The organism is Pseudoalteromonas sp. SG43-4 (assembly GCF_014164325.1).
GTDB classification, from domain to species: domain Bacteria; phylum Pseudomonadota; class Gammaproteobacteria; order Enterobacterales; family Alteromonadaceae; genus Pseudoalteromonas; species Pseudoalteromonas distincta.
On the sequence record NZ_JACJFB010000001.1, the window covers coordinates 70,891 to 90,081 of the forward strand.

A 19,191-nucleotide genomic window follows, 5' to 3' on the forward strand; every position below is an offset into this window, starting at 1 on the left:
CAATGAGCACAGAAATTAAAGTTCCTGTTCTTCCTGAGTCGGTTGCAGATGCTACCGTTGCTACATGGCATGTAAGTGTTGGCGACAAAGTAACTCGCGATCAAAACTTAGTAGACATTGAAACAGATAAAGTGGTTTTAGAAGTTGTTGCACAGCATGACGGTGTAATTACAGAAATATCACAAGAAGAAGGTGCAACCGTACTTGGCGATCAAGTTATGGGTTTACTTGGTGATGCTGATGCAGCGCCAGCAAGTGAAGGTTCATCTAAAGAAGAATCAGCACCAGCTAAATCAGAAGACGCGCCAGCGGCGCAATCAGCACCAGCATCAGAAGGTAAAGAAGTGGACATTAAAGTACCTGTACTTCCAGAATCAGTTGCAGACGCAACAATTGCTACATGGCATGTACAACCAGGTGACGCAGTAACACGCGACCAAAACTTGGTAGATATTGAAACAGATAAAGTTGTTCTTGAAGTAGTAGCTCAAGAAGATGGCATCATGGGTGATATCATTCACAACGAAGGCGATACTGTACTAGGCGAGCAAGTAATTGGTTCGGTTAAAGCAGGCGGTGCACCAGCGGCTCCAGCTGCAAAAGCAGACGAAACGCCAGCAGCAGATTCTAGCGAAAGTTCAGATGTGTTAACACCATCAGTTCGTCGTTTAATTGCTGAGAAAGGCTTAGACGCTTCTAAAATTAACGGCACGGGTAAAAATGGCCGCGTAACTAAAGAAGACGTTGATACGTTCTTAAAAGCACCAGCGCCAGCGGCTAAAAAAGCAGAAGCTTCTGCTCCTGCAGCACCGATGGGCGATCGTACTCAAAAACGTGTTCCTATGACTCGCCTGCGTAAAACTATTGCTACACGTCTTCTTGAAGCTAAAAATTCAACTGCAATGTTAACAACATTCAACGAAGTGAACATGGAACCAATCATGAGCCTTCGTAAGCAGTACCAAGAAGTATTTGAAAAGCGTCATGGTATTCGTTTAGGTTTCATGTCTTTCTACGTGAAAGCGGTAACTGAAGCACTTAAACGCTTCCCAGATGTTAATGCATCAATTGATGGTGACGATATTGTTTACCATAACTATTTTGATATCAGCATTGCAGTATCTACTCCACGTGGTCTAGTTACTCCAGTACTTAAAGATTGTGACAAACTATCTGTTGCTGAAATCGAAAAGGGTATTCGTGAATTAGCACTTAAAGGTCGTGATGGTAAGCTAACGCTTGCAGATATGACCGGTGGTAATTTCACTATTACTAATGGCGGCGTATTTGGTTCATTACTATCTACACCTATCATTAACTTGCCACAGTCTTCAATTTTGGGTATGCATAAAATCCAAGACCGTCCGATGGCTGTAAATGGTAAAGTAGAAATACTTCCTATGATGTATTTAGCTCTTTCTTATGACCACCGTATCATTGATGGTAAAGAATCAGTTGGTTTCTTAGTGACTATTAAAGAGTTACTTGAAGATCCAACTCGCTTATTGCTAGATGTTTAATCTAGTTGTATGAAATGTAAGCTGTGAATGAACATTCACAGCTTTTTTTTTGCGCCTTTGGTCTTACTGGGGTTTTCATGTTAAGCCTTGGGATCTATACTAGGTGCGCAATTTGGGATAGTTGTTTATTTGAAAAAATATTCAGCTCTTTTAGTATAAAAAATTGGATAAAGCATCATGAATTTGCATGAGTATCAGGCAAAACAACTTTTTGCCGAATATGGTTTACCAGTTTCTCAGGGTTTCGCTTGCGATACACCTGAAGAAGCTGCAGCAGCTGCTGAAAAAATCGGCGGTGATATGTGGGTTGTTAAAACTCAGGTTCACGCAGGTGGACGTGGTAAAGCTGGCGGTGTAAAGCTAGTAAAAACTATCGACGAAGTAAAAGCGTTTGCAGCTAACTGGTTGGGTAAAAACCTAGTTACTTACCAAACAGACGAGAAAGGTCAGCCAGTAGCTAAAATTTTAGTTGAAAGCTGTACTGACATTGCTAACGAATTGTACCTAGGTGCAGTAGTTGACCGTGCATCTCGCAAAGTAGTTTTCATGGCGTCTACTGAAGGCGGCGTTGAAATTGAAACTGTTGCAGAAGAAACACCAGAGCTTATCCACAAAGCTGAAATTGATCCATTAGTGGGTCCTCAAGCTTACCAAGCACGTGAACTAGGCTTTAAATTGGGTCTTAACCCAGTACAAATGAAGCAGTTTGTTAAGATCTTTATGGGTCTTGGTAACATGTTTACTGATTTTGATTTCGCACTACTTGAGATCAACCCGTTAGTAATTACAGACGAAGGTAACCTTCACTGTCTTGACGGAAAAATCGGTATTGATGGTAATGCACTTTACCGTCAACCTAAAATCCGTGAGTTCCACGATCCATCTCAAGAAGATGCACGTGAAGCACACGCAGCAAGCTTCGAGCTTAACTACGTTGCGCTAGATGGCAATGTTGGTTGTATGGTTAACGGTGCAGGCCTAGCAATGGGTACTATGGACATCGTAAACCTACACGGCGGCAAACCGGCTAACTTCCTAGATGTTGGCGGCGGCGCGACTAAAGAACGTGTTTCTGAAGCATTCAAAATCATCCTTTCTGACGATAATGTTAAAGCTGTTTTAGTAAACATCTTTGGCGGTATCGTACGTTGTGACATGATTGCTGAAGGTATCATTGGCGCAGTTAAAGAAGTTGGCGTAAATGTACCTGTAGTTGTACGTTTAGAAGGTACTAATGCTGAATTAGGTCGTGAAGTTCTTAAGAACTCAGGTCTAGATATCATTGCTGCTGAATCACTAACAGACGCTGCTGAGAAAGTTGTTGCTGCTGCGGAGGGCAAATAATGTCTGTATTAATCAATAAAGATACAAAAGTTATCTGTCAAGGTTTCACTGGTGGCCAAGGTACTTTCCACTCAGAGCAAGCGCTTGAGTACGGTACACAAATGGTTGGTGGTGTAAGCCCAGGTAAAGGCGGTCAAACGCACCTTGGTCTTCCTGTATTCAACACAGTTCGTGATGCTGTTCAAGAAACTGGCGCAACTGCTTCAGTTATCTACGTACCAGCTCCTTTCTGTAAAGATGCAATCTTAGAAGCTATCGATGCTGGCATCGAGCTGATTGTTTGTATCACTGAAGGTATCCCTACGCTTGATATGGTTGACGTTAAAGTTAAACTAGATCAAACAGGTACTCGTATGATCGGTCCTAACTGTCCAGGTGTTATTACTCCTGGTGAGACTAAGATTGGTATCATGCCTGGTCACATCCACAAACCTGGTAAAGTAGGTATTGTTTCTCGCTCTGGTACTTTAACGTACGAAGCGGTTAAGCAAACTACTGATGCTGGTTTTGGTCAGTCTACGTGTGTTGGTATTGGTGGTGATCCAATCCCAGGTACTAACTTTATCGACGTTCTAGAAATGTTCGAAAAAGATCCACAAACTGAAGCAATCGTAATGATTGGTGAAATTGGTGGTACTGCAGAAGAAGAAGCTGCAGAGTACATCAAAGCTAACGTAACTAAACCTGTAGTATCTTACATTGCTGGTGTTACTGCACCAGAAGGTAAGCGTATGGGTCACGCTGGCGCAATCATCGCAGGCGGTAAAGGTACTGCTGATGAGAAATTTGCTGCATTAGAAGCTGCGGGCGTAAAAACTGTACGTTCACTTGCTGAAATCGGTAAAGCACTTAAAGAGAAAACAGGCTGGTAATTGCTTGTTTCCTCTGAAAAGGCCCGCTTATGCGGGCCTTTTTGTTATTGAGGTAAATTTAGAACGGATAACTAATATGCTGAAAAAAGCGTACAGACAAATCTTGTCGTTGCTTATTTATGGCCAGCTCGTTACATAATGCATGAATTGTTTTCTCTACTTGGTTCATAAAGCGGCCATAACCAATTTCATGTTTATCCTGCTGCGTTGCGACAATAACAAAATGTAGTGTTTCTACTAATTTTGTTGTTTCATAAAAATACTTAATTTGATTTTCATTTGATTCAACATCAAAACTCAACTTTTGTAACTCTGTATTACCTTCATTTTTATCTATTTTACTGTTTCGGACAATGGGTATTGCGCCATTAGCTACCATTGCACCGTGTGTTAGTTTGTTTTGTTCACATGCGCGTTTAAAACTATCTGCAAAGTAATCATAAAACTTTTCCACATCGTTATTGTTCACCATTGTTTGAAACTGTGTTTTGATGGCCCGAGAAAGCGCAATGGTAAATGTTGCGTAAGTCATTTCAGCATAGTCACTAGGAATATTACATTGCCTTGATTGATAACGAGGGTAGAGGCTTCTGAGTTTATATCCATAACTCTCTTTATTTCCCTTATCTTTAGCAAATAAATCGTAAGTTAGATGTTGGTGATCGCGAAGTTTAAATTGGGGCTGATTTATAAATAACTGTTCTTGGAGTAAGTTTAATACTTTTTGCACTCTATTGTGAAACAAAGCTGAGTTTGCACGTAAGTCTTCACCCGTGGCTAAAAACAAGAAACGTATTTTCTTACTTTTTATATCTGGTGAGTAATAAATTTTATGTGCCTCGTGATAACGAGGGTTATAAAAAAACAACATCTGCTTGTCGGTTTCTAGTTGATATGACTCATCATGAAAGCGTACAACCGGTAGTTTATCGTTTGCTAATAAATGTACATTATGCAGTTCATACTCATCACAACATGCAAATAATTGACGCGCAATACGCTCGTAGCAACAGTTTATAGTGCTAAAGCTATTATAAAATGCTTCGTTGGGTATTATTTCAGCCAATAAATAGTGGTTAGCGCGTGCATTAGTTGGAATATATACACGGTGTTGATTAAGTGTCGCCATCTTAGAATCCTTATAAAGTAGGTTATTTAGCTACTATAATTGGCTTTGATGACCTAAATGTTGCGTTAAAACAAATTTTATTCATAAACAATTGAACAAGTGGATTAAAGTTAATCAATATCTAAAATAAACCTTAATCTATTGCTGTATGTTAGTGTATGTTTTTGTAATAATGCATTAGTTTTGTTATTACGTAATATTTAGAGGATCACACTCCTATGGCGGAAATTGAGAATCGCCCAAGTAACTTTATTAGAACCCGAATTGATGAAGACTTAGCAAGTGGCAAACATGCGACAACGCATACACGTTTTCCACCTGAGCCAAATGGTTTTTTACATATTGGCCATGCCAAATCAATTTGTTTGAATTTTGGTATCGCAAAAGACTACAACGGTTTATGTAACCTACGTTTTGACGATACAAACCCTGAAAAAGAAGACATTAACTACGTTAACTCTATTAAAGAGGATGTACAGTGGTTAGGCTTTAATTGGGATGGCGACATAAAGTATTCTTCTAACTATTTTGATACTTTATATGGTTATGCAGTAGAGCTTATTGAAAAAGGCTTAGCGTACGTTTGTTTTTTAACTGCAGACGAAGCACGACAGTACCGCGGTACATTAAAAGAGCCAGGTAAAAACAGTCCTTATAGAGATACTTCAGTTGAAGAAAACCTAGCGTTATTTGAAAAAATGCGCGCTGGCGAATTCAAAGAAGGTGAATGTGTACTGCGTGCTAAAATTGATATGGCAAGCTCATTTATGGTGCTTCGCGATCCAATTATTTACCGTGTACGTTTTGCTCATCATCATCAAACAGCTGACAAGTGGTGCATTTACCCAATGTATGACTTCACTCACTGTATTTCTGATGCGCTTGAAGGTATTACACATTCATTATGTACATTAGAGTTTCAAGATAACCGTCGTTTATACGACTGGGTACTTGATAACATTAGTTTAGAGTGTCACCCACAGCAAATTGAGTTTTCGCGCTTAAATCTTGAATACACTATTATGTCAAAGCGTAAGCTAAATGATTTAGTAGTAAATAACTATGTAGAAGGGTGGGATGACCCTCGTATGCCTACTATTGCAGGTTTACGTCGTCGTGGTTATACACCAGGTTCAATCCGTGAATTTTGTTTGCGTATTGGTGTAACAAAACAAGAGAATATGGTTGAAATGGGCATGCTTGAAGCCTGTATCCGTGAAGACTTAAACGAAAATGCACCACGTGCAATGGCTGTACTCGATCCTGTTAAAATCGTTATTGAAAACTACGATGCAGATAAAGTTGAAACTTTATCAGTGGCTAATCACCCAAATAAAGAAGAAATGGGGCGTCGTGATGTTCCATTTACTCGTGAAATCTATATTGAACGAGAAGACTTTAAAGAAGAAGCGAATAACAAATTCAAACGTTTAGTACTTGATAAAGAAGTACGCTTACGTGGTGCTTATGTTATTAAAGCGCAGCGTGTTGAAAAAGACGAAAATGGTGAAATCACAACTATCTTTTGTACTTACGACAGCGAAACACTTGGTAAAAACCCAAGTGATGGTCGTAAAGTAAAAGGTGTTATTCATTGGGTTTCAGCACCAGAGTCTATTAGTGCAGAAGTTCGTTTATACGACCGCTTGTTTAGCGTACCAAATCCAGCAGCTGCAGAGGAATTTGAAACTACGCTAAACCCGGAGTCACTGGTTGTTTTACCTAATGCTAAATTAGAACCATCGCTTGCTAATTCACAAGCAGAGCAGGGCTTTCAGTTTGAGCGTACAGGTTATTTCTCTCGTGATTCTAAATCAGAGAACGTTGTATTTAATCAAACAGTGGGTCTTCGCGATTCATGGTCTAAAACTCAATAAGTAATACTTAAAATATACCCAGGATTTACTGGGTATATTCAATATTATCGTCTTTTAGGCACAAAAAAAACCTGCACTTAGCAGGTTTTTTTATTGCTTTTAAAAGCGATATTAGCTGTTAGCGTCGCTAAATTCTTTACACGCTGCTTTATCATTACACTCACCGTATAAATACAAAGAATGGTTTGTAAGAGTAATACCATTTTCTTCAGCAATTTCTAGTTGACGACGCTCAATCATGTCATCTTCAAACTCTACTACTTTGCCACATTTCAAACATACTAAATGATCGTGGTGAGTGCTTCCAGAAAGTTCAAATACTGATTTTCCGCCTTCAAAGTGATGACGGCTTACAATACCCGCATCATCAAATTGGTTAAGTACGCGGTATACAGTTGCAAGACCAATTTCTTCACCTAGATCCAAAAGAATTTTGTAAACATCTTCAGCACTGATGTGTTGGTTATCTGGAGATTGTAAAATCTCTAATATTTTAATACGCGGTAAAGTTACTTTTAAACCGGCTTTTTTAAGTTCCAAGTTATGATCAGTCATTAAATCTGTCTCAATTTTATTTGGTTATACTAGACATCTTGCAAAGATGTACACGACACATTAGCAACAAACAGGATAACGTGCCTAAGCGTTAAGTGCAAAGAACAATTGATATATATTGCCACTAAAGCTTAAAACGCTAACTGTTTGATAATTATTTAAACAGCTAGCGATATATGCAGTAAATTAGTCAGCTAATTCACTTAAACACATTTCTTCATATACTTGAGCAGACCATGCTTTAACACGTTGTTCTGTAAGCTCTGGTTGACGGTCTTCGTCGATACCCAAACCTACAAAGTGCTTATCATCGGCCATACCTTTAGACGCTTCAAAGTCATAGCTTTCACTTGGCCAATGGCCCACAACAATAGCGCCACGTTCAGTAACAATATCGTTGATCATGCCCATTGCATCTAAAAAGTACTCAGCGTAATCTTCTTGGTCACCACAACCAAAAATAGCAACAAGTTTACCTTCAAAGTCTACTTCCTCAAGTTCTGGAAAAAAGTCATCCCAGTCACATTGAGCTTCACCGTAGTACCAAGTAGGGATACCGAATAAGATTAAATCAAATTCAGCAATCTCTTCTTTAGAGCTTTTTGCAATATCATGAACAGCCACTAGCTTTTTACCCAATTCTTTTTGGATCATTTTTGCTACGTGTTCTGTGTTACCTGTGTCACTTCCGAAAAAAATGCCTACACTTGCCATGGATTTAAAACCTTTTATGTATCAATAGCCAATCTTTCTTGTAAAATCGTTTCAATCAGCGCACTACGGCTAATATTTTGTGCATCTGCCATATCACTCAATGCTTGATATAACTGCGATGAAACTTTAAATTCAACACGCTTTAAACCACGTGCTTTATCTCTTTTTATTTGATTACGTTTATTTACCTTTAACTGCATATCCCGAGAAAGGGGATTGGTTTTAGGTCTGCCTGGGCGTTTTTCGTATTCAAATAAATCGAGTGTAGTTCTATCTGTTTCTGACTTCGCCATGCTTAACCTACACCTGCGCCTTGCCAAAATACTTGAATAAGCCCTTTAGCAATAAAGCCTGAACAACCTAAAAAGAGCACGCCCCAAACAATGTATTGTCCGAACTTTGGCACATTGCCACTTTTTAGTACGTCTTTAATTGCCATGCCGATGAATATGAAAATACCGGCTAAGCCAAAATACAACCCTAGGGTATCAAATTCGTTAATTAACTGACTGACCATCAACGTATAACCTTTAAATTAAACGGCGCGTACTATAGCATATAAATATTCATATATTTAGTGCGCTGAATCAAAAACACGCGATTAAAATTGCTTTAAACTGCAGTTAAAAAGTCATTTATCGCTTTATTAACAGCAAGAGGCTTTTGAGCATGAAGCCAATGACCTGCGCCATGAATAATTTTAGCCTTGGTGTTTTTAAAGCGTGCTGTAATTGCAGTACGATGCTCGGGCAATATATAGTCAGAATCATTACCTTTAATGAAAAGAGTATCGCATAAACAAGAATTGTTTTCATTAACATTGGACGTGATTGTCGAATATTTTTCGTCAAGCACATTTAGGTTAAATCGCCATGCAAAATGACCTTCTTCATTTTTGGCGAGGCTTTTAAGTAAAAACTGTCGAACCCCCAGCTCTTCAATATAAGGCTGCATAATTGCATCAGCTTGCTTTCTATCGTCTATTGACTGCGTTGAAACTGCTTTTAATGCTTGTAATATTTTTGTGTGGCGAGCAGGGTAACTAACAGGTGCGATATCAAGTACAACCAATTTATTTACCAGTTCAGGGTGTGTTAGTGCTAATTCCATTGCGACTTTCCCACCCATAGAGTGACCAAGTAAATGAGCTTTATCTATGTTTAAATGTGCTAATAACTCGACAATATCTTGAGCCATTGCAGGGTAGTTCATTTCATCACTATGAGGAGAAAGCCCGTGGTTGCGTAAATCAACGTTAATAACATTAAAGTGTTCACATAATGGTTTTGCGATTACATTTAGGTTTTCTAAAGATCCAAAAAGTCCGTGGATCAAAATAACATTAGGGCCTTGCCCTTGTTGCTTGTAATTTAACTGCATACACACCTCCTGAAAATTTCGCCATAGTTTGCCGAGCATTGCTCTAAAAAGCAAAAAATACAGCGACTATTTATTAAATTGGGCTTTTGTTTGTTAAATCAACAACAATCTAGTAAATATTAATATGTTTACGGGAGTGCTTGTTGTAACTCGCATTTCTGATTGGTTTGGGTATAATCACACGGGAGAAAAAAATGTGACCCGTAATGACAGGAAGAACATGAAACAAATCGACATAGACGACGAGTTATATCAGTATATTGCAAGCAATACGCAAAGTATTGGTGAAAGTGCATCCACTATTTTACGTCGTTTATTAAATCTGAGCGGCGAAAAAATTCAAACCGCAAACGTAGAACTAACTCAAAATAATCAAACTGCGACTACGTCTACCGCCACATTAAAAAGCTCAGAGCTACCTGCTGCTGAGACTTCAAAAAAACAAACGCCTGTAGCTCACGCACCCGTGAAGCAAAAAAGCGATAATGTTTTTAATGTATTAAATAAAGAAGAGCTGGCAATGCAAAAGGGTGTTGTTGGGCGCTTTTTGTTTATTTTAAGTGCATTTTACCGCACACATAAAACTGATTTTTCGGCTGTACTAGATATTAAAGGGCGTGACCGTGTTTACTTTGCTACTAGTAAAGAAGCCTTAGTAAATAGCGGTAGTAGTATGAACCCTAAAAACATAACTGATAGTGAATATTGGGTTATGACAAATTCTAATACAACGCGTAAAAAAATGATGCTTCATGAAGTTGCTCTTTGCCTTGGATATAGTGCAGAGCAAGCTGAAAAAATTCGCGATTACCTGTAAGGAAATATAATGGCTATTCACTCAGGCGCAGGCAAAACTGCTCCACAATCAGCACTGGTTAACGTACCTAAATTAGTATCTGCGTATTACTTAAACGAACCTGATCTTGAACAAAATCCAGAGCATTGTGTTGCTTTTGGTACATCAGGCCACCGTGGTTGTTCTTACGATGTTAAATTTAACGAGTCACACATTTTAGCGATTACTCAGGCTATTTGTGATTATAGAAAACAAAATGATATTTTTGGTCCGTTATTTTTAGGTAAAGACACACACGCACTGAGTGAGGCTGCATTTAATTCAGCTATTGAAGTTTTAGTTGCTAACGAAGTGCAAGTGATAACGCAAGAAAACGGTGACTTTACACCAACGCCAGTTATCAGCCACGCCATAGTTAGCCATAACAAGCTGCACCCAAATGAGCTTGCAGACGGGATTGTTGTTACGCCTTCACATAACCCTCCTGAAGATGGTGGCTTTAAATACAATCCACCTAATGGCGGACCTGCTGATACCGACGTCACTAAGTGGATTGAAGACAGAGCAAATCAACTTTTATTAGAAGACTTGGTTGAAGTTGAGTTATTCCCATTCGCTAAAGCTTCACGTTCAGGCTTTATTCGCTACGAAGATTTAATGACTCCTTATATTGATGATTTAGCAAATATCGTTAATTTAAAAGCCGTTAGCGATGCAGGTATCAAAATTGGTATCGATCCACTAGGTGGTTCAGGTATTAATTTTTGGCCTGTTATTGCTAAAAAATATAATTTAGATTTAACCGTCGTTAATGATGTTGTTGACCCACGTTTTGCTTTTATGCCACTTGATAAAGATGGCAAAATTCGTATGGATTGTTCATCACCTTATTCAATGGCAAACCTTATTGCATTAAAAGATGACTTTGATGTGTCTATTGGTAACGACCCTGACTACGATCGCCACGGTATTGTAACGCCAGATGGTTTAATGAATCCAAACCACTTTTTAGCAGTGGCAATTGATTACTTACTTAAACACCGTGATTGGAATGAAACAGTAGAGATTGGTAAAACACTGGTTTCTAGCTCTATGATCGATAAAGTAGCAGCGCGCAATAATCGAAAAGTAAAAGAAGTACCCGTAGGCTTTAAATGGTTTGTTGAAGGCTTAAGCAAAGGCAAGCTTGCATTTGGTGGCGAAGAAAGCGCAGGTGCTGCATTCTTACGTTTTGATGGCTCTGTATGGTGTACAGATAAAGACGGCTTTATTATGGGACTACTTGCTGCAGAAATACTTGCAGTAACAGGTAAAACTCCATCAGCGCTTTATAAAGAACTAGAACAAGAGTTTGGTTCTCCAATTTATAAACGCCTTGATGCACCGGCCTCAAGCGGCCAAAAGTCACGTTTAAAAGCATTAAGTGCTTCTGATGTTAAAGCAGATACACTTGCTGGCGAACCTATTTTGCAAAAACTGACTCATGCACCAGGTAACGATGCGGCAATTGGTGGTTTAAAAGTGGTCACTGAAAATGGCTGGTTTGCAGCGCGTCCATCAGGTACTGAAGATATTTATAAAATATACCTTGAATCATTTAAAGGTGAAGAGCATTTAGCGTTACTTGAAAAAGAAGCTAAAAAGCTTGTAGATTCAGTTATAAGCTAACTTAATCTAATAATTTTAAAACGGCTGATTTATTCAGCCGTTTTCGTTTCTATACCTTGTGTATTTATAAAAATATATGCATAAGAGTTTACTCTCACATTATTTTTAAAGGGCTTATTACATGTCAGCCAATCCATCTTACTTAAATGAATTAAAACAAACGGGCGATTTTTTAACGCTTAGTCGTGACAACGAATGGCATTTAGATGCAGGTGAATTTGTTTTAGATAATGGAACTTGTGTAAATATACACGATACCGGTGTAATTGAGTTTCAACCTGCTGTTAAAACAAGCAAAGATGTAATTTATTCAAGCGCTGTACACGGTAACGAAACTGCGCCAATTGAAATTTGTGATGCGCTCATTAAACAAATTATAAAAGGTGAGCTAGTCCTTAAACAGCGTGTTTTATTTATTTATGGTAATCCACAATCAATTAATATTGGCCTGCGTTTTGTAGAAGAAAACTTAAATAGATTATTTAATGGTCACCATACAGTTGAAGGTGTACCAATGAATAATGAACGAAACCGCGCTGCAAAGCTTGAGCAATACGTAAGTGACTTTTATGCCCGTGGCCAGCAAGGCAGTAGCCGATGTCATTACGACTTACACACTGCAATTAGAGGCTCTAAAAACGAAAAATTTGCTGTGTATCCATTTTTACATGGTAAGCCATGGAAAAAGTCACAGTTACAATTTTTATTGAGCTGTGGTGTAAATACCGTACTTATGATGAAATCACCCGCAACGACGTTTAGCTATTATTCGTCGTTTGTTCATGGTGCAGACTCGTTTACGGTAGAGCTGGGTCAGGTTAAGCCATTTGGCCAAAATGATATGACCCGCTTTGAAAAAACAAAGCAAACATTAACTGCATTAATTAGCCAAAATGAAGTTAAATACCCTGATTTTAATGCAAGTGAGTTTGAGTTATTTGCAGTGCACCGCACAATTAATAGAACGCAGGATGATTTTAGTTTCCCTTTTTCTGATGATGCTGAGAACTTTACTGGCTTTGCGAAAGGTGAACTACTTGCAACCGACGGTGATACAGCGATTTACGCTGACGTTGAAGGTGAGGCTATTATATTTCCAAATTCGAGCGTAGCATTAGGTCAAAGAGCACTGCTTACTGTTATTCCAATGGATATTGATAGCAATTTCGTCTAATTAAACTCATCAGACCACTGGTAGCTTCAAGTTAACTATATGATTACTATTAATTAAAGTAACCGTATCGTTAACTTGCCACTTATTTAACTTGTATTTGCTTTTGTTTCGTCCCAGATGTGTTGAATAACACTTTACGTTAACGTAAAGTGTTGGCAGCTTTAATTAAAGATAGTGCAGATGTTGCAAAGTTTAACCAGCAACAATCACCCACAATAATAATTTAAAGGGGCACTGTTTTACCGACAACAAAAGAAGGTAGGTTATGAGTAATCCAAATAACGTATCGCTGAATATTAACCACGAGCTTGAATTTATTGATGGCCAAGCACTTAATATTCCAACCCTTAGTATTTTAACTGAGGACGGCGACATTCATCCTAGTGCAACCGCACCTGATATTTCAAAACATACCGCTATTAAGTTATATGAAACAATGCGTTTTATACGTTTGTTAGATGAACGTATGCAAGGCGCGCAGCGCCAAGGTCGTGTTAGTTTTTATATGCAATGCCTAGGCGAAGAAGCCGCAGTTACAGCCTCTGCTGCTGCACTTGATCAAGATGATATGATCATGGCTCAATATCGTGAACAAGCAGCACTACATTATCGTGGTTTTACACTCGATCAATTTATGAACCAAATGTTCTCAAATGAATTGGATTTAGGTAAAGGTCGCCAAATGCCAATCCATTATGGCTCTAAAGCGCTAAACTACATGACGATTTCATCGCCACTGGGTACGCAAATACCACAGGCAACAGGTTATGCATATGGTCAAAAAATAAAGCATATCGACGCTAATACGGGTGAGCTTGCAAGCACAATTGATAACGTGACTATTTGTTACTTTGGTGAAGGTGCTGCATCAGAAGGTGACTTTCATGCGGGCTTAAATATGGCGGCTGTTCACAAAGCGCCGGTTATATTTTTTGCACGTAATAACGGCTATGCCATATCTACCCCTGCTGATGAACAGTTTAAAGGCGATGGTATTGCTTCGCGTGGTGTAGGTTATGGTATTAAAACCATTCGTGTTGATGGCACAGATGCACTTGCTGTGTATGCAGCGACCAAAAAAGCACGCGAAATAGCCTCAACACAAGGTGAGCCTGTGCTTATTGAATCGATTGCTTATCGATTAGGCGCGCATTCTACATCAGACGATCCCAGTGGTTATCGCTCTAAAGATGAAGAGGCAAATAATCAAATCTGTCCTATTGATAAATTTAGAAAATGGTTGGTCAAGCAAGATTGGTTAAACGAAGAAGACGATATAAAAGCAAAAGAGTCGATTCGTGAAGAAATTTTAGCAGCGCTTAAGCGTGCTGAAGTTGTTGACAAGCCCGCTTTAGAAGAATTGGTATCTGACGTTTACGATACAGCAATTCCATTATTGCAACGTCAGTACGAGCAATTAAAAGAACATATAAAACAGCATCCAGATGCTTACCCAGTAACTGCAGGGAGAATTAAGTAATGGCTAAAATGAACATGCTCCACGCAATTAACTCTGCCCTCGATATTACGATGAACGAACACCCTCAAGCCTGTATTTTTGGCGAAGATGTTGGTTACTTCGGTGGTGTATTTAGAGCAACATCAGGTTTGCAAGAAAAGTACGGTAAGCATCGCGTTTTTAATACGCCTTTAACCGAACAAGGTATTTTAGGCTTTGCTAATGGTTTAGCGGCATTTGGTGCGCCTGCATTGGCAGAAATTCAATTTGCTGATTATATTTTCCCAGCGTTTGATCAAATAGTAAATGAAGCCGCTAAATTTCGTTATCGCAGTGGTAATGAATTTAATGTAGGTAACTTAACTATTCGTACGCCTTATGGCGGTGGTATTGCTGGTGGCTTATATCACTCGCAATCACCCGAAGCTTATTTTGCACATACACCGGGCTTAAAAGTGGTTGTACCGCGTAACCCTTATCAAGCTAAGGGTTTATTACGTGCCTCTATTAAAGATGATAACCCTGTCATATTTTTTGAGCCTAAGCGTTTATATCGTGCATCAACAGGCGAAGTGCCAGAAGAAGATTATAGTATTGAATTAGGCACGGCTGAAGTAGTACAAGAGGGTACCGATATTACGCTTTTAGCGTGGGGTGCTCAAATGGAGATTATTGAAGAGGCAGCACAGCAAGCAAGCGAGCAAGGTATAAGCTGTGAAGTAATAGATCTTCGTAGTATTTTACCATGGGATGTTGAAACGATTGCTAAATCGGTTATTAAAACCGGCCGTTTAATCGTGAGCCATGAAGCGCCTATAACTAATGGCTTTGGTGCCGAGATAGCAGCAACAATACAACAAGAGTGTTTCTTGCATTTAGAGTCGCCAATTTTACGTGTATGTGGTCTAGATACACCATACCCGTTGGCACTTGAAAAAGAATACGTACCGGACGCACTAAAAGTGTTGGCTGCAATTAAACAATCAATGGATTTTTAGGGGTTACCATGGCGAAAGATTTTATATTACCCGATATTGGTGAAGGCATTGTTGAATGCGAAGTTGTTGAGTGGCTAGTTCAAGAAGGCGATACCGTATCTGAGGACCAGCCAATTTGTGATGTGATGACAGACAAAGCATTAGTACAAATTCCAGCAGTGCATGATGGCATTATTTCAAAGCTATATTATCAAAAAGGTGAAATTGCTAAAGTACATGCTCCTTTATTTGCTATGGATGTAACTGGTGATAGTAAGAGTAATGAAGTAGTAGAAGAGCCTGTTCAAGCTGAAAATCAAACTAATAACAATGCATCTGATGTAGTTGAAGACTTTATACTCCCTGATATTGGTGAAGGTATTGTCGAATGTGAGATTGTTGATTGGTTAGTCGCAGAAGGCGATGAAATAGAAGAAGACCAAGCGGTTTGTGACGTAATGACCGACAAAGCATTAGTACAAATTCCGGCAAAATATACAGGCACAGTAAAAAAACTATATTACCAAAAAGGTGAAATAGCAAAAGTACATAGCCCGTTGTTTCAAATGACAATTGCAGGCAGTGCAGTAAAGCCAAATGTTGATATAAACCAAGCGGTCGTAAAGGCTCAAACTAATGCCGTCGCTGAAAAAGTTGCCTCTGTTAAAACGCAGCAAGCTGCAAAGGTTATCAATCAAAAAGCGGTGGCGTCGCCTGCAGTTCGTCGTAAAGCACGTGAGCTAGATGTTGATTTAACGTGCGTACCAGGTAGTGGAAAAAATGGACGTATTTACAAGCAAGATATTGAAGAGTTTGTAAAAGGCGAAGTGCCAAATACTATTGATACTTCACCGCTTAATAGCGATGCTTCTCAAAGTGCAGTACAAAACCAAACACAGAATCAAAGCGGTGGCGTACGAGTAGAGCAAATTAAAGGCATTAAAGCGGCCATGGCCAAGCAAATGGTAGCTTCGGTTTCAACTATTCCGCACTTTACGTTTAGTGATGAAATCGACTTAACCCAGCTTATAGCTTTGCGCAGCTCCTTAAAAGAGCAGTACAAAGCACAAGGTGTAAAGCTCACCATGATGCCATTTTTTGTAAAAGCACTCTCGCTAGCAATGAAAGAGTACCCTGTACTTAATTCAAAAGTGAATGATGATTGCTCAGAGCTTACCTATTATAACGATCATAATATTGGTATAGCGGTTGATTCAAAAATTGGCTTGTTAGTGCCTAATATTAAATCATGCCAGAGTAAGAGTATTGTTGATGTGGCTAATGATTTAACCCGCTTAACTCACTCAGCGCGAGAAGGGCGTGTTGCACCTGATGATTTAAAAGGTGGGACAATTAGTATCTCTAATATTGGTGCAATTGGCGGCACTATCGCAACCCCCATCATTAATAAACCAGAAGTGGCTATTGTTGCATTGGGTAAACTGCAGCACTTACCGCGTTTTGATGAAAGTGGCCAAGTTGTGAGTAAAGCTATTATGCAAGTGAGTTGGTCTGGCGATCATCGCGTTATTGATGGCGGCACTATTGCACGCTTTAATAACCTATGGAAATCGTACTTAGAAAACCCATCGGGAATGATGATGGCTATGAGTTAATAATATAATTGTTTAAACCTAGGGCGTGTTGATCTTTGATGATTGAATTTGCAGCAGTATGTTTGGTTTTTAGGCAAGGCAGAGCCTATGAAGTGTGGTTACTCCCCATAAGTAGGCGATAACGCAGCATAAATGCCAAACATGCGCTGCCCTTCGGGTTCTGCCTAGGGGCGATAAACTCTTTGTTGCTCGGTTTTTACTTAGCCCACTAGGTTACAAACCTCGCGCCGCGATTAAATCGTCCCTAGATTGAACAAATTACAATCCGCAAAGGTCAACACGCCCTAATAAAAAAACCAGCAATTTGCTGGTTTTTTGTTTTAAATGAGTCTGTTTTTATTTAAGATACATGTGTTACTAAAAAGTAATAAAGTTAACCCCGTTAGGGAATATAAAAAAATAACACTAAGGAAATTTCATGGAACATTATATGAACGCGCTTCGCAGCTACGCGGATTTTTCAGGCCGTAATCGTCGTAAAGCATATTGGATGTTTGTATTATTTAACTTCATTTTTTCGGTAGTTTGTAATGCGATTGATGGTGTACTAGGTACAATGTTCATTGGCACTATTTATAGCTTAGCGCTATTAATTCCTGGCTTAAGTGCTGGTGCACGTCGCCTTCATGATACTGGTCGTTCAGGCTGGTGGCAGTTACTTTGGTTAGTGCCAGTAATTGGTTGGATTGTTTTAATTGTTTTTCTTGCACAAAACTCACATGAAGGTGAGAACGATTATGGCCCAAATCCAAAAGAACTAGCTGCAGAGCCAGCAGCCGTATAAATAAAATAAGTTAACATCCTAAAAGCTCAGCAATAGCTGAGCTTTTTTGTTTATGGCAATTTTAACTTAAAAAGTAAAGGCCATAGCCAACGGCCAAAGCAGGGATAGATGTATACATAGTCGCAATTACAGCCGCTTTAGGTGCCATTGCAATTGCAGGAAATAACGCATCACCATCGTTAGATATTGCATTAGCAGTTAATGCACTAAAGGGAACAATGCCTTGAATATATAACGTAGTAACAATTATTTGCGGACCACAACCTGGTAAAAAACCAATCACTACAGCAATAAGTGGCGCTAAATAAGCATAATGTGCAAACCAGTTTTTTAAATCAAGCCCTGCAATATTTACTAAAATCTCAAACAACATAAACGATGCCACTACCCATGCGGTCACAAAGTGTGTGTCTTGAAGTACTTTAATAATTTTAGAAGGTGGATTACATTCATCGTCTTCTGAGGTTACTTCTTTATAGCTTTCACCTTTAGAAGAATACGCCCATATAGTTACAGTAAATAACGCCATTGCAGCACCAAAAATACTAATACTTGTGCCTGTGTATTTTCCAAATTGATCAAAGTTGACATTAAATGCAATTAAAAAAGCAATAATGAGGCTTGGAATAATAGCGAACATCCAAACGGGTTTGCTTATTTTAATTATACTAGTTGGCAATACTTTAACTTGGTGTTTTTGTTCTTGCTTTGTTGGGCGTAAAAAGTCTTTTGCATGAAGGGCGTTTACTATAACACCACAAAGCGTGCCTACTACTAAGCCAATGGCCATTATGGTTAAACCTTCAGTAGGGCGAGTGGCAAGGAGTAAAAATGCGGCATCTCCCATTGTAGCTGTTAAAACAGCAACAATAGCCCCAAAACTTGCTTGGCCTTTTGTAAACTGGGTAACCACTATTATTGCACCACCACATCCAGGAAGGGCACCTAAAACGGCAGCAAAAAATATTTCTAATACCGGCGATTTAGCACTTAAATAACTAAGTTCTAATTGAGGTAAATGCTCTATGGCGTAGTAATAAATTAATAATGTAGCAGCAACAAATACGCTAACTTGAAAAAAAGCATCGCTTAGTGCTGTTATTGTAATTTCACGAAGTGATGGCACAGCTAAGCATACCAGCAAAAAAAGCGGTAATAATAAACGTTTATTTTGGCTAACAAAGCGTTTAGAAGCGGGCGTAATAAATCCTATTTGAGAGAGTAAAATCATACAGTGTTACCAATTAAATAAACTTAGTAACACTGTATATTTTAATTAAATGATAATCAATATCATTTGCATCTATTTAAATCGATTACTCTCTT

18 protein-coding genes are annotated in these 19,191 nt (G+C 38.9%); 11 read left to right on the forward strand and 7 right to left on the reverse strand.

Annotated elements, in window-relative coordinates:
- The first annotated feature begins 2 nt into the window (after nt 1–2).
- From odhB to sucD, 3 genes are all read left to right on the forward strand, one after another.
- Nucleotides 3–1,520: a 2-oxoglutarate dehydrogenase complex dihydrolipoyllysine-residue succinyltransferase gene (gene odhB, locus H5160_RS00320; protein WP_039487977.1), complete on the forward strand. Its 1,518-nt coding sequence runs from the start codon at nt 3–5 to the stop codon at nt 1,518–1,520.
- Between the two features lie 177 nt (nt 1,521–1,697).
- On the forward strand, nt 1,698–2,864 hold the full coding sequence (gene sucC, locus H5160_RS00325; RefSeq protein WP_002961809.1) for an ADP-forming succinate--CoA ligase subunit beta: 1,167 nt from the start codon (nt 1,698–1,700) through the stop codon (nt 2,862–2,864).
- Nucleotides 2,864–3,736: a succinate--CoA ligase subunit alpha gene (gene sucD, locus H5160_RS00330; protein WP_002961811.1), complete on the forward strand. Its 873-nt coding sequence runs from the start codon at nt 2,864–2,866 to the stop codon at nt 3,734–3,736. The genes sucC and sucD overlap by 1 nt, the downstream gene beginning before the upstream one ends.
- A gap of 58 nt (nt 3,737–3,794) precedes the next feature.
- On the opposite strand, the gene H5160_RS00335 is transcribed toward sucD, so the two are convergent.
- Entirely contained in the window at nt 3,795–4,865 is a 1,071-nt protein-coding gene (locus H5160_RS00335) for a DUF3083 family protein (protein ID WP_182719822.1), read from the reverse strand.
- A gap of 218 nt (nt 4,866–5,083) precedes the next feature.
- Between H5160_RS00335 and glnS the strand changes: the two genes are divergently transcribed.
- The gene (gene glnS / locus H5160_RS00340) at nt 5,084–6,742 is read left to right on the forward strand and encodes a glutamine--tRNA ligase (protein ID WP_024596870.1); all 1,659 of its coding nucleotides are present in this window, start codon (nt 5,084–5,086) and stop codon (nt 6,740–6,742) included.
- Nucleotides 6,743–6,853: 111 nt separating this feature from the next.
- Here glnS and fur read toward each other — a convergent pair whose 3' ends face one another.
- The 5 genes from fur to H5160_RS00365 form a co-directional block, all read right to left on the reverse strand.
- Entirely contained in the window at nt 6,854–7,297 is a 444-nt protein-coding gene (gene fur, locus H5160_RS00345) for a ferric iron uptake transcriptional regulator (RefSeq protein WP_002962922.1), read from the reverse strand.
- Nucleotides 7,298–7,483: 186 nt separating this feature from the next.
- Nucleotides 7,484–8,011 (reverse strand): flavodoxin FldA, encoded by a 528-nt coding sequence (fldA, locus tag H5160_RS00350; protein WP_007586856.1) that lies wholly within the window; start codon nt 8,009–8,011, stop codon nt 7,484–7,486.
- A gap of 14 nt (nt 8,012–8,025) precedes the next feature.
- Nucleotides 8,026–8,304 (reverse strand): LexA regulated protein, encoded by a 279-nt coding sequence (gene ybfE, locus H5160_RS00355; RefSeq protein WP_002962928.1) that lies wholly within the window; start codon nt 8,302–8,304, stop codon nt 8,026–8,028.
- Nucleotides 8,305–8,306: 2 nt separating this feature from the next.
- Nucleotides 8,307–8,528: a DUF2788 domain-containing protein gene (locus H5160_RS00360; RefSeq protein ID WP_002962930.1), complete on the reverse strand. Its 222-nt coding sequence runs from the start codon at nt 8,526–8,528 to the stop codon at nt 8,307–8,309.
- 95 nt (nt 8,529–8,623) lie between these two features.
- Nucleotides 8,624–9,391 carry an alpha/beta fold hydrolase gene (locus tag H5160_RS00365; RefSeq protein WP_182736333.1) on the reverse strand — a complete coding sequence of 256 codons (768 nt, stop codon included), beginning with the start codon at nt 9,389–9,391 and terminating at the stop codon, nt 8,624–8,626.
- Between the two features lie 220 nt (nt 9,392–9,611).
- Between H5160_RS00365 and seqA the strand changes: the two genes are divergently transcribed.
- The 7 genes from seqA (at nt 9,612) to H5160_RS00400 (ending at nt 17,865) form a co-directional block, all read left to right on the forward strand.
- Nucleotides 9,612–10,208, forward strand: coding sequence for a replication initiation negative regulator SeqA (gene seqA, locus H5160_RS00370; protein WP_002962932.1), 597 nt, complete (start codon nt 9,612–9,614; stop codon nt 10,206–10,208).
- 9 nt (nt 10,209–10,217) lie between these two features.
- Nucleotides 10,218–11,855: a phosphoglucomutase (alpha-D-glucose-1,6-bisphosphate-dependent) gene (gene pgm, locus H5160_RS00375; RefSeq protein ID WP_182692743.1), complete on the forward strand. Its 1,638-nt coding sequence runs from the start codon at nt 10,218–10,220 to the stop codon at nt 11,853–11,855.
- A 121-nt stretch (nt 11,856–11,976) separates the two neighbouring features.
- Nucleotides 11,977–13,029 carry a succinylglutamate desuccinylase gene (gene astE, locus H5160_RS00380; protein WP_182736334.1) on the forward strand — a complete coding sequence of 351 codons (1,053 nt, stop codon included), beginning with the start codon at nt 11,977–11,979 and terminating at the stop codon, nt 13,027–13,029.
- Between the two features lie 265 nt (nt 13,030–13,294).
- A complete protein-coding gene (locus H5160_RS00385; RefSeq protein ID WP_182719824.1) occupies nt 13,295–14,509 on the forward strand; it encodes a thiamine pyrophosphate-dependent dehydrogenase E1 component subunit alpha in 1,215 nt (404 codons plus the stop codon).
- The gene (locus tag H5160_RS00390) at nt 14,509–15,486 is read left to right on the forward strand and encodes an alpha-ketoacid dehydrogenase subunit beta (RefSeq protein WP_165723475.1); all 978 of its coding nucleotides are present in this window, start codon (nt 14,509–14,511) and stop codon (nt 15,484–15,486) included. Before H5160_RS00385 ends, H5160_RS00390 begins: the two co-directional genes overlap by 1 nt.
- An 8-nt stretch (nt 15,487–15,494) precedes the next feature.
- Entirely contained in the window at nt 15,495–17,081 is a 1,587-nt protein-coding gene (locus H5160_RS00395) for a dihydrolipoyllysine-residue acetyltransferase (RefSeq protein ID WP_182736335.1), read from the forward strand.
- Nucleotides 17,082–17,499: 418 nt separating this feature from the next.
- Nucleotides 17,500–17,865, forward strand: a complete 366-nt coding sequence (locus tag H5160_RS00400) for a DUF805 domain-containing protein (protein ID WP_182692748.1) — start codon at nt 17,500–17,502, stop codon at nt 17,863–17,865.
- Between the two features lie 61 nt (nt 17,866–17,926).
- Here the strand turns inward: H5160_RS00400 and H5160_RS00405 are convergent, their stop codons facing one another.
- Complete coding sequence (locus tag H5160_RS00405) at nt 17,927–19,096, reverse strand: putative manganese transporter (protein WP_182736336.1); 1,170 nt, start codon at nt 19,094–19,096, stop codon at nt 17,927–17,929.
- Nucleotides 19,097–19,191: the final 95 nt, after the last annotated feature.